The following is a 13,265-nucleotide window of genomic DNA, read 5'->3' on the forward strand; positions in this document are numbered from 1 at the left end:
TTTATTTACAAACTAATTATCCATCTTCACACGTATTACAATAAAGGAGTAAGGTGGTATTTTTTTGGAAAATGCTTCTTTAGCACTCAATTTTTGAATTATCGGCCTGGCTGCCGTTTTTTCTGGATCTCCCGATAATAACGTATAAGTCGCATTTTCAGCACTTGAAAAATTAATACAATCTATTGAAGGGTTCACAGCAACAGGAAGCATATTGACCATTTTTATAATCAGATCCCCGGAGGCAATATCTTTAACTGCAGATACCCCTATGCGTTTATTTACTTCGTCTTTTGTATCAGATAGTTTTACTTTACTCTGTAAATAAAAATCACCGGGATTTTGTCCATAAAGCTGCTGTATATAATAATTGACGGTAGGTTTTACTTCATCTCCTGTAAAATAAATCAAATCAGTACTCCATTGAATATGTTTTTCCCTTGCCAGTAATGGAGCATAAGATGCCATTGTAACTACATCGCCGTTTCTTTCGATGCCTGTAAGGTAAAGTGCCTCTGATAAAGCATTGTATACCTTATTACCCCATGAAGCATATTCTCCTAAATACACTTTTGATTTTGTACGATCATAACTATCGTAAAAGTCCTGATTATTAATGAACCATCCCGGACTTTGATAATAATGTTCATCAACTATTGGCAGTTTCAGATCATTTGCAATAGCCCAGCCTTCATTATAATCTGTACCTTCAAAAAAGGGACCTACAGTACCAATAACAATGATTTCAGGGTATTTTTGCTGCACTGCTTTAACAATCATCCTGTAACGCACCTCAAAAACATCGCTGATAAGATCTTCATTACCAATGCCAATATACTTTAAATTAAAAGGTTTTGGATGACCAGCTTGTGCACGTTTTTTACCCCAAACGGTATTCACGCTTCCATTTGCATATTCAATTAAATCCAGGACATCCTGAACATATTCATCCATTTCTTCCATCGGAATGCCAAATTGCTGTCCTGCACCTCCATCAGATGAATTTTGGCACGGAACTCCGGCTGCTAAAACCGGGACTGCCTCCGCTCCCAAATCTTCGCAAAACTGAAAATATTCGAAATATCCCAAGCCCATTGACTGATGGTAATTCCATATGTTTCGGGATGGAACACGGCTTTCTAAAGGCCCAATTGTGTTTTTCCAGCGATAAATATTGTGTAATCCATCTCCATGCGCCACACATCCGCCTGGGAAACGTACAAATTTAGGATGCATGTCAGCAATGGTTGCTGCCAAATCTGCACGAAGCCCGTTTTTACGATTTTTAAACGTATTTTGAGGAAAAAGCGAAATCATATCAACGGCTGTTTCTCCAGAAGTAGTAATTTCTAAATGAGCATCAGTTGTCGTTTTTGGTGATTTTAAAACTGCATTTAATTTTTTCCACGAAACAGTTGGCTTTAATATGGCTTCCGCCAAAGTTTCTCCGTTAGTTCCTTTTAGTTTTACAGTAAATTTTCCGCCTTTCGCAAATACACTAAAATCATATTTTTCGTTGGCTTTAAGTGAAATTCCATCAAAACCGGAGTTGCTGATTGTCCCTTTTGTAATTACGGCATAATGGGGATTGTTAGTGTGAATCGGATTTTCTTTTTCAATTTTAAAATCACCGCTCCAGGCCATTGTTGCATTCCATTTTTCATCGCTGCCTTTTTTATCACTAAGCGCATATTCAAAATCACGATTTTGTATTAATTCGCCATATAAACCTCCATCAGCCGCATAGTTAATATCCTCAAAAAAAACACCTGTAAGCATATTGCTTATTTTTTTAGAATCTCTACTATCTATACTAATTTGCGCGGTTACAGGTTTTAAGCCCGCAAAAAGTAAACTGTCACTTTTTGGTGAAGCATCATTTTGCTTATCTCTAAACTTTGATGATTCCATATTTCTAATCAGCGAATCTACTAAACTCCAGTCAACTTCTGCTATTGTACCTTCGATGATATCTCCTTGCAGTGTAATTTCAGTTATGGGTGGAATGCTTTTATTAGAATGAATTGTTGTTTCAGTGTAATTTTTAAAATCTTTAGTTGCATTGCTGTAATTTATATTTTCTGACATCCAGTGAATAATATATTCGCCATTTTTACGACTTACTTTTACACTCTTAATAACAGATTTTTTCCCTTTCTTATTGTCAACATTCTTCATCGACTGAATATAATCCTGTCTTTTCCAATTAATAAGATCCTTACTTGAAGAATGTGCAAAAACGTCATCTTCCACTCCCCATAAGCAATGAAAAATTCCTGCATCGTCTTTTAAAAAGAACGGCTCCGACATGCATTTACCCTTTGGAACCCAGCTTCCGTAATCTGATTTTAAAAAGACATGCGCAGGACCTATTTCAAACCAATTCTTCTGATCTGTACTCCAGGCAAAATGAAGTCCGCTTGTGCCATTCTTTTTGAATATTGAGTAGGCAAAAAGATATACCTTATCAGGTTTTTCTACTGTAGCTTTCAATCCAAAACCACAGAATAAAAAAAATATTGCAAAAAGAGCCTTACTAAATAAACTATACTGTAAAAAATTCTTCATTATTTTTGGTTTTAGTTAACACAGAATTTAAGCAGAAAAATTATAATTCTGAAATGTTACTTTTGATTTTTGCTACTCTGAATTTAAAAACATCTCAATATCTAATGGTTTACAAATTCATTTTAGAATTAGGCAACGAATGTCAAAAAATCCAAATGCAAACTAATTAATTATAAATATTGCAGTAATAAATGTAAATACAACACTTCAAATGTAATAAAAGTTATGCTATAAATACAAATACCCTGTCTTGCATACAAAAAAGACAGGGTAACATGATAATTAGGTTAAAAATGTTATTAAAATTAGTACGCTTATTAGCAGGTAAAGATCTAATTTACAATTAATAGAAATAATTTTAGGCATTTACGACGCTTCATGCATTCTATTTTCCTTATTTACAAAAAGTGTTTGTGTCGGGAAAGCAAATTCAATACCTTCTTTTTCAAAAGATGAAAAGATATCCAGATATACAGCCTGTTGATTATCCATATAGATATTATAATCAGCGCTGGCCACATAATACACAAACTCAAAATTAAGACTAAAATCTCCATATCCGGAAAAGTGTCCCCTGTCAAACTGAAGTTCAGGACGAGCAATAATAATTTTTTTAACAATTTCAGGAATTCTGGACAATTGATTATATGTTGTCTGATAAGTTACTCCCAATGAAAAAACAACTCTTCGTTTTTCCATACGTTTAAAATTGTGTAACCTAGAATTGGTAAGGTCAGTATTAGAGCATATCAATTGTTCACCACTTAGGGTGCGTATACGGGTAGTTTTAATACCTATATATTCTATTATACCATTTTCGCTGCCCAAAGACACAAAATCGCCAATTTCAAAAGGCCGGTCAAAGAAAATCACAAAATAACTAAAAAGATCCCCAAGAACTGTCTGCGCAGCTAATGCAATAGCAATACCACCGACTCCTAATCCTGCAATAAGAGTTGTAACATTATACCCCATATTGTCAATAAGGAAAATAATCCCGCAAATCCATATTATAATATTGACAATGGCGATAAGACCTCCAGCCTGCTTTTCTTTGCTTTCACGGTCTTCTCCTCGATTGATGAAAGAATATACAAATTTTTTAAATGCTGCACTGATGATCTTCAGCACATAAAAAGTAAAAGAAAACAAGTACGCTACATGAATAACCTTATCAACAGTAACATCTAATTTTAAAGTTAGAAGTGCAAAATAGACTGAACTGATGTATAATATGGGAATCACAGAACTTTCCATAACAGCAATAATAAAATTATCCCATGTCGTTTCAGTGGTAAGTGACCATTTTTTTACCCGCCTTATCACTACATTTTTCAGTATTTTAATACTAAATAGCGCCACTGCAATTATTACTATTGCAATTATCCATTGGTAAAAAGTGTTTTCAAGAAAGGTTACATTCAAAATGTTTTCCATAGCAAAAGTTTTAAGTGAATTATATCAATAATTAACTGCAACCAAAACGATGTGTGAGATATAATAGAGACGCAGGGGTACTAATCAGATGGAAATGCAGGGAAGCCTTATAAATTAGCCTGTGTAATGAGGCAGGGCAACGATAAAATACAACTATTTATTAACAGCCATCGATATATAGCAATAACGAATTATATACACAACTATATTACATTTTAGTGTGCCGATAATTAGTATTTTCAAAGTTACATATATAAAAAAGAGATTCCAAGGAATACTTAATTTAATACATTTTATGACAGCCGAAACAATTTCTATTGAACAGAATGATTGGTTTTATTGTTTATGATAAGTTATCTTTGTGATACCGCTACAAATTAATAGAATAGCAGCACAAATTATTACGCTTTTTAATCTCATACTATGAAAGATAAGATTGTCCATAAATTAAATGAACTTCAGGCTACTGCTATTTGCGGTAATGATATAACATCTTCGTGTCTTTATGTATCTGCTCTTACTATTGGCTATGCAGGCCAGTATGCATGGCTTTCGCTGCTTATAGTAGCACTGGTTCTTTTCTTGTTTCGCAAAATTTATGGTGAAGTAGTTGGTGCACTACCCTTAAACGGTGGTGCTTACAATGTACTTTTAAATACATCTACAAAAAGGCTGGCATCATTCGCCGCAATTCTAACTGTGTTATCTTATATGACAACTGCGGTAATTTCTGCCACCGAAGCCATGCATTATCTTCATACGATCTTTCAAAGTCTTAATATTCTTATTGCAGCAGCTGTTGTATTGGGATTGTTTACCACACTTGCAATTATAGGCATTGGAGAGTCTGCTATTGTGGCTGTTGTAATTTTCATCGTTCATCTTGTATCTTTGACTTTACTGGTAATTGTATCCACTTGGTTTGTATTGAATGGCGGATTGGAGATATTCCGTTTAAACTGGGCATTACCCTTAACCTCCCATAGTATTTTATATACCCTTTTTTTAGGCTTCTCTGCTGCTATGCTCGGGATATCCGGTTTTGAAAGTTCTTCCAATTTTGTTGAAGAACAAAAACCAGGAGTTTTTCGTAAAACATTACGTAACATGTGGGCAATAGTCAGCTTCTTTAATCCGGTTATTGCACTGTTGCTGATCGCGATTATACCAATTGCAGAACTTGGCGAGCACAGGGAATCATTATTATCTTACCTTGGCAATACCACGGGAGGTGCATGGCTTTCCTGGCTTATTTCTATTGATGCAGTCCTTGTATTATGTGGTGCTGTATTGACTTCTTTTGTAGGGGTATCAGGGCTTTTAAAGAGAATGACTCTGGACAGGATATTGCCCAATTATTTTCTTAAAGAAAATAAAAATGGTTCAAATTACAGGATCATCATTACATTCTTAATCCTTTGCCTCTCCGTAATGATCGTCACTAAGGGAGAATTGGAATCACTAGCTGGAGTATATACTTTTTCCTTTCTCGCAGTAATGGCGCTCTTCGGTATCGGTAACCTGATGCTTAAGGTAAAGCGCAGAAAATTGCCAAGACCTGAAAAAGCGAAAGGTGCTGTAGTAGTCATCGCCATTGCTTTTATTCTTTTAGGATTTTATGGCAATGTTATTCTGAATCAGGATGCTTTTTTTACTTTTATAAAATATTTAATCCCCGCTGCAGTACTGGTTCTTATCATGCTTAATCGTTCCCAACTTATACAGCTGAATTTGGATGCACTGGACTATTTTTATAAACCCATAAGAAGGTTTGCTATTCTGGGGAATCGATACCTCAGAAAAATGAATCAGACAATTCATTCTCAGGAATTTGTTTTTTTTACAAAAGGAGATGATGTGGCCATATTAAATAAGGTTATGCAGTATGTACAAAACAATGAAACAACAAGAAAACTAAAGATTGTAAATGTAAGATGGGCAGAAGACAGCAATGAAGACTTAAAAAAAGATATTGAGGTCCTGGACAGGGCTTACCCTGAAATACATATTGAATTTATCGAGATTGATGGCGTTTTTGGACCAAAACTAATTGACGAATTATCACTGAAATGGGATATCCCTAAAAACTTTATGTTCATCGCTTCACCTGGTGATAAGTTCTCTTACAGAGTCTCTGAATTGGGTGGCGTACGTTTAATTATGTAATATCTCTATTATTAGATTTAGCTTGTAATGGTGATAATATCTTTTCCCATAATGATGTAGCGAATTTAATGCTGCAAGATAGAAATGAAAAACGAATATGCCATAGTAGATATCGAGACCACTGGCGGTAATGCAAGCGACAGCCGTATTACAGAAATTGCCATTATCATTCATGACGGTAAAAATATAATCGATCGTTTCGAAACGCTGGTTAACCCTCAAAAAGAAATACCTGTTCCTATATTTGCCCTTACCGGAATTAATAATGATATGGTTCGTAATGCTCCTATATTTGATGACGTTTCAGAAAAAATATTGGAAATGCTTACTGATCGTATTTTCGTAGCCCATAATGTTAACTTCGATTATACTTTTGTTCGCCATGAACTTGAAAAATCAGGATTTAAATGGACAGCAAGAAAATTGTGCACCGTTCGGGCAGCAAGAAAAATAAAGCCCGGATTATCTTCCTATAGCCTGGGAAAACTTTGCAGTTCATTAGATATTCCTATTAAACAGCAGCATCGTGCCGGGGGTGATGCGGATGCTACAGCGATATTATTTTCCCGATTAATGGAATGGGATGCTGAGGAGGAAATTATGAAGATGATAAAAAAAACATCACAAGACCAACGTTTACCTCCCAATCTGCCACCACAGGATTTTGATGCGCTGCCAGAAAAAGCCGGGGTATATTATTTTTATAATGATGTAAATAAGGTGATTTATGTTGGAAAAGCAGTTAATTTAAAGAAACGTGTGGCCTCCCATTTCAGCGGTCACAAGATTACACCTCAACGACAAAATTTTCTACGTGATATTTACTCAATTTCCTTTGAAATTTGTGCTAATGAATTCATGGCATTACTATTAGAATGTACTGAAATCAAAAGCCTTTGGCCAACATACAACACGGCTTTAAAACGTTTTGAACCAAAATTTGGTCTCTATGAATATGAGGCTCGCAACGGTTACAAGTACCTTGCTGCAGGTAAAGTCAGTAAATTTCAGACGTGTATTGAGTATGTCAATACAATTCATGACGGAATAAATTTGCTTCGCAGTCTGGCGCAACAGTTTGAAATTGATTACAGATTCTGCAAATATTGCACGACCGAAGGGGAAAATTTCAAAAATAATGATAGTAATGATTTACCAGAAGTTATCATTCACAATGAAAAAGTTGAGAATGCTATTACTTTTTTATTAAGCAACAGACCAAGTTTTGCTGTCATAGATAAAGGAAGATCTTCTGATGAACGCAGTTGTATCTGGGTAGAAAACGGGCATTTTTATGGCATGGGTTACATTTCTTCTGATATTGGAATCACTGAACCTTCTGATATTAAGGATCATGTTACGCCTTATAGAAGCAACCAATATATCATGCAGTTGATTTATTCATATATTCAGAAATATCCCCGTAAAGTTTTTACAGATAAAAACAGCAACAGCATGTAATTCCTAAATTGCATTTTACAAAATCTCAAAAAGATGTTGGAATTTAGAAACGCTAAATCAAATTATTGTTTTTGGCTTTTTGGATAGCTTCGAGCTTATTGTGGACTTGTAGTTTGGTATAAATATTTTCAACATGTTTACGGATTGTACCAGCGGAAAGAAATAAATTTTCTGCTATTGCATTATACTTTAATCCTTTGCTCAGTTGTTCTAAAACCTCCACTTCACGGTTAGTCAATTTGATGTCTTCCTGAAGAACAGCAGATTCAAAATCAATTGGATTTCGGAATAATTTCAACGTTTTCATTGCAATTGAAGGTGTCATAGTTGCTCCGCCATTCATGGTATCCAGAATACCCTGCTGCAAATCCTTTGGGTTTACTTCTTTTAATAAATAACCGTCGGCACCTGCTTTTATCGCGTTAAAAATATTTTCATCATTATCAAAAACCGTAAGCATAATGATTTTTATCTGCGGATATTTTTGCTTCACAAAACTGGTGGCATCAATTCCATTCATTTTTGGCATTTCAATGTCCATCAAAATCAAATTAATATTATGATTTTTTTCTAATTTTCCAATTAACTCGAGTCCGTCACAAGCTGTGAGTTTCAATGAAAAATCATCAAAAAAAGACAACTTTTCCTGAACTGCTTTCATCAAAAAAGAGTTATCATCTACAATCGCTATTTTTATATGCATTTTTAGATTTTGTGTCATTAACTTTTCGGTAACAAATTACAATAAAAATGATTCTGCTGGTTTTTTTAATTAAAAGAAATGGGAAGAAATAAATAATTATACAGAAAAATTTCAACCCTCAAAGGTTGGTCTTTTTACTTCAAAAAAAAATACGACAAATGCCGTATTTTTTTTGAAATATAATGCTGATTTATTGTTTGATCAACTTCGAACTACTTACTGAAATACCATCTGAAACCTGAATAATGTAGATTCCATTTGCCAACCCGGAAACATTCAAACTCAGATTATCTCCTGAAAGGTTCGTTTTTTGGTAGACTGTCTGCCCAGTTATGGAAATTATTTTCACATTCACATTATTCAAAACAGCTGAAAATGAAAGATTGATTTGTTCTGAAGCAGGATTAGGGAAAACAGTATATTGCTGTTTTTGAAATTCCGAATTCGATAAGGTGATATCGGCATTTCCTATTCCAATTGCAAAATCAGAAAAAGAAGTCAGGTCATTACTTCTGGCAGTAACCATTCCATTATTTACAGAAGCCAGCGTGTGATTACCGCTAACCATCCACGCTGAAGTACCGTTATCTCTTTTTATTACGACATAATTACCTGCTGAGGTACTTGTATTAGTAGAATTTTGTATGTTTAAAACCGCATCATAATTCCCTGAAGTTGGCTGCTGATTAGGCGTAATCGAAAACCATCCTCCGTTTAAAGCTTTGGTTATGGCAACTCCGTTGTATGAAATATTAGGTGTCGTTCCGGAAAAAGCTTTAGTATATTTGACTGCGATTTTATCTACGCCAACTAAATTATTGGCACTAATGGTTGCCGAATGCATTCTGGCAGATTCTCCTACCGGGAATTCATAATTTCCTGTAGCATTTATTCTTCTTTCTAAAGTACCTCCATAAATATAATTAGTTGCGCTAACACCCGAAAGCGCTGCTGGGCTGCTATCTATTATACTTAATGTTTTATTATTCAAATTAATTTTTGCGTTATTAAGTGTTACTGTAGGGACTTTTAAATCAAAATAAGTTCCCATATTTGTATTTAAAACCAAACTATTGCTAAAAAAACTGGAATAAAAAAATGAAACTTGACTGCCTGTAAAATTCACACTTCCCGAACCTCTCCATTCTTTAGCTCCCAAACCCTGAAAAAAACTGGCATCATTAATTGTAACAGTTCCATCATTTTTCAAACCGGAAGTCAAAACTAAAGTAGATGGCAAAGTCAAATTTACTCCGGATTTTACTTCTAAAGAAGCTGCTTTAGGCGTTGTTGAAACTGTTGGATAATTAGGTGTAGGCTGATTAAAAAGAGCTTTCATCACAGTAGTTGGAACACCATTTGACCAATTCGCAATATCGTTCCAATTCGTTGAATTTCCTAACCAGGCTGTAGTGGCTATGGTGGGAAAATTAGCCGATTTGGTTTGCACAATCGCCACATCTTGTCGTTGACCAAATGTAGAGAATATGCCATAAGCTGTCCCAAAATCGGGCGCTGCGTTAAAACCAGTTAAATTGACAGTGCCATACGAAGTTGTTGGCAAAGGCGTCTGATTTATATCCTGCGTATAAAAACCAGCTGCCATAGCATAAGTATCATTATAGGCTGCCAGAAAATTCTGAGCAGTAAGTGGTGCTTTTCCTCCTGAAATAAATTTAGTAATATTCCAATCGGCATCTGTTTCTATAATGACACTAGCATTTTTAGGATCAGAGGGATGAATATAATCTACTCCAGCATAAAACAATTTGTTTTTAGAAAATTGTTTAGCAATCACTAATTTCCCGTTTGGCAATGCCAGAAAAATGTCTTTATCATTATCAATATTAAATGGATTGTCGTAAGTAGTCCACAAATCTTTAGCTCTGATAAAATTAAAATTAGCATCTGTTTCCACCATACCTATAAAGGCAGTAGGATTTCCAGAAATTAGATACGGTAATTGATCAAAAGGTGCCGGATTAGACCTAGTCTGAGACCAGAAAAAAGCTAAATTTCCTGTTGTTCTGTTTACCTGGAAACTTTTAGTTTCTGCATCAAAAGTTTGCGCTTTTAGAACAGTACCCGATTCATTTAAAGAAATTATTGTAGAATAAACTGTAGTTGAAGGTCGAATATTTGGTCTTGGATAATTTACTCCATCAAAAGTAAAGCCTTCTGTTGATCCTATTGCTAAATGTACATTCTCATTATTATCTATAAATTTATCGCTTAAAGATTGTTCATTTGTAAAAACCCCTACAATGCCATTAGGATTGAGAGCATCTTTGTACCAAAGTGTTTCTCCATTGCTATCAAGTTTATAAAGCGGATAATTTACTTTCCCGTTAGCATCTAAATTTGGATTGTAGCCCAGAAAAAAAACATTCCCAGAATTAGAAACAGCCAGTCTCGGAATTGTTTTTTGGTAAGATCCCACTACACCTAAATCGAAAGTCTTTGCCCAAACGGCATTGCCCGAAGCATCAAATTTGGCGATTACCACTTTGTTGGCTCCACTAACCGTAACGCCATTTCCTAAATCTACAAAATTATTGGCACTAAGACCGCCACCGATATAAAAATTTCCCGAATCGTCTGTTGTAATGCAATCAAAATTGATAAACATATTGCTAAACGATTTGAGGATGGTTGGCACGCCAGTTGCTGAATTTATCTTTCCAAAATATTTAATCTCTCCGGGATAATTTGGTTGTGCCGGCGCTGTTAATGTTGTAGAACCAAAATAAGCTGCAGCCAATCCTGTTCCTGCAAATAAAATTTCAGAACCATCATTAGTATATTTTAAATATTTGATGGCTTCTCCGCCAAGAGACCCGGTGTTAAAAGCCCAATCCCAGCCTCCTCCTATCTGGGCGTTGCTGTTCATAATAAATAAAAGCAAAATTAGAGTAATTGTTTTTTTCATATTTTTCTGGTTTATAGAATGTAACGCAAATTTGCGGTATCTATAAACACAAAAAAATACGACAAATGTCGTATTTTAAGATATGAAGTGTATATATTAATTATGAAATAAAAAGGGTTATCAGTGTTCCCTGATTTGAACTTTCCAAATTAAAATTCCCACCAATATCTTCCATTCTTTTTTGCATGTTTTTCAAGCCATTCCCTTTTGGAATGTTAGTTTCATCAAAACCAATTCCATTATCCTGAATCGTAATTTCTATTTGTTTTCCAATACTTTTTACAGCAATCGAGACCATTGAAGCATTGGCATATTTTATAGCATTATTTACTGCTTCCTGAATGGTTCTATACAAATTCATCCCTTCGATGGAAGTCAGTTTTTGATTTTTTAATTCGGCTTCGGTATGGAAAGAAAACTGAATTTCATCTTTAGCTTCCTTGGCTTTTTCGATAAAATTATGAATGCGGGATTCTAAATCTTCAAAGGTAATTTCGTTGCTGTTCATTGCCCAGATAGTATCCCGGAGTTCTACAATCGTTTCTTTGGCAAAAGAACTGATATTAGTTAATTTATCATCCAGCTTCTTATTATCTATGTCAAAAGCATATTTTACATTATCTACAGATGAAATAATAAAAGTCAATTGTGAACCAATATTATCGTGAAGATCGCGTGAAATATTCAATCGCTGTTCCTGAAGCTTGTTTTGATTTTCGATTTGGGAAATAGCCGTTTTTAATTCGAATTCCTGTTCCTGCTGTTTGTGTTTTAGTTTTTGTTGGCGATAGATTAAGAAAGAAATTAACAATAACCCGACAAAAGTAAAGGAAGCAATTATCAGTTGATTGTGCTTTTTATTGGTTTCTGCTTTGCTCTCTAAAAGTTGCTTTTCTTTTTCCTGCGTTTCATACAAAACATTAAATTCTGCAATAGAGGCTTCTTTTTTCTCCGTTATCATTTCTTTGTATACCCGAAATGATTTTTTTTGAATATCAATCACTTTTTTATAATCCCCTTGTTCCGTATATAATTGTTCCAAAACATCATACGTCTTTGCCATGTAAGGTTTGTGATCAATTCTTTTTAAAATTTCTAAACTTTTTAATGCTTGTTTTTCTGCTGTTGCAAAATCTTTTTTAAATAGTGCCAATTGACCTAAATTACTATACGAATCGGCGATTTGCTTGTCGATACCTGTTTTGATATCCATCTCCAAACATTTATCAAAATAATACTGCGCACTATCCAACTGATTGGAATACATAAAACAATTGGCCTTGTTGTCCAGAAAAGTTGCTTTAAAATGATCCGATTTTATGCTATCCGTAATCCGAAGTCCTTCTTCGTCAATTTTTAAGGCACTTTCTATATCGCCGCTCATTCCGTAAATATTGGCCAGAGTATGAGAAGCAATAAGATAGGAATGCTTGTGTTTTTTATTTTTGAGCAGCTTTATTGTCGTTTCAAGATTCTTTTTAGCTAATGTAATATCATTCTTCTGCAAGTATAATTGCCCCAAACCTGCATAAACATAAGCAATTCCATCAACAAATTTTATTCTTTCGAAAATTCGAAGTGCATTTTGATAGTTGTTTATAGCATTCGGATAATCTCCTTTGCTTTTATAGCAGCTTGCGATTCCATTATAGCATCTTGCCACCAATGTATCCCTGTCCGAATTACCTAAAAGCTGAATGGCTTTTCTGAATTTTTTAGTAGCAATTTCATACTCTGAAGACTTTGCACTCATGTTACCACGACATATAATAACTATTGCTTTGTATCTGTCGGATTCTGTTTTAGAAATGTTTTCTATGTTTTGTAAAGTAGCCTCAATGGAGTCTGAGCCTTCCAGATAATTTTTACCAACCCAATTAAAAACGGATATAATTTGTCTTTGATTCGAAGTTAGGGTGTTGTTGGTCTTTTCTGATTTATTACAGGAATAACAAATAATTAAAATTAAGAGTAACGGTATAATTTTTTTCATAAATACAT

7 protein-coding genes are annotated in these 13,265 nt (G+C 34.5%); 2 read left to right on the forward strand and 5 right to left on the reverse strand.

Annotated features, from left to right (window positions below):
- Window positions 1-12: 12 nt before the first annotated feature.
- Entirely contained in the window at window positions 13-2,568 is a 2,556-nt protein-coding gene (locus tag ABI657_RS00485) for an alpha-L-arabinofuranosidase C-terminal domain-containing protein (protein ID WP_348095266.1), read from the reverse strand.
- A gap of 366 nt (window positions 2,569-2,934) precedes the next feature.
- The gene (locus tag ABI657_RS00490; protein ID WP_348095267.1) at window positions 2,935-4,005 is read right to left on the reverse strand and encodes a mechanosensitive ion channel family protein; all 1,071 of its coding nucleotides are present in this window, start codon (window positions 4,003-4,005) and stop codon (window positions 2,935-2,937) included.
- A gap of 423 nt (window positions 4,006-4,428) precedes the next feature.
- Here ABI657_RS00490 and ABI657_RS00495 point away from each other — a divergent pair, with 423 nt between their 5' ends.
- Both ABI657_RS00495 and ABI657_RS00500 read left to right on the forward strand, forming a co-directional pair.
- Complete coding sequence (locus tag ABI657_RS00495) at window positions 4,429-6,171, forward strand: APC family permease (protein WP_348095268.1); 1,743 nt, start codon at window positions 4,429-4,431, stop codon at window positions 6,169-6,171.
- A gap of 84 nt (window positions 6,172-6,255) precedes the next feature.
- A complete protein-coding gene (locus ABI657_RS00500) occupies window positions 6,256-7,632 on the forward strand; it encodes an exonuclease domain-containing protein (RefSeq protein ID WP_348095269.1) in 1,377 nt (458 codons plus the stop codon).
- Between the two features lie 52 nt (window positions 7,633-7,684).
- On the opposite strand, the gene ABI657_RS00505 is transcribed toward ABI657_RS00500, so the two are convergent.
- The 3 genes from ABI657_RS00505 to ABI657_RS00515 form a co-directional block, all read right to left on the reverse strand.
- Window positions 7,685-8,335, reverse strand: a complete 651-nt coding sequence (locus ABI657_RS00505; RefSeq protein WP_348095270.1) for a response regulator transcription factor — start codon at window positions 8,333-8,335, stop codon at window positions 7,685-7,687.
- 190 nt (window positions 8,336-8,525) lie between these two features.
- A complete protein-coding gene (locus ABI657_RS00510) occupies window positions 8,526-11,264 on the reverse strand; it encodes a T9SS type A sorting domain-containing protein (RefSeq protein ID WP_348095271.1) in 2,739 nt (912 codons plus the stop codon).
- Window positions 11,265-11,364: 100 nt separating this feature from the next.
- Window positions 11,365-13,257, reverse strand: a complete 1,893-nt coding sequence (locus tag ABI657_RS00515; RefSeq protein ID WP_348095272.1) for a tetratricopeptide repeat protein — start codon at window positions 13,255-13,257, stop codon at window positions 11,365-11,367.
- Window positions 13,258-13,265: the final 8 nt, after the last annotated feature.

The sequence above is a fragment of the Flavobacterium sp. genome, assembly GCF_039930565.1.
Taxonomy (GTDB): Bacteria; Bacteroidota; Bacteroidia; order Flavobacteriales; family Flavobacteriaceae; genus Flavobacterium.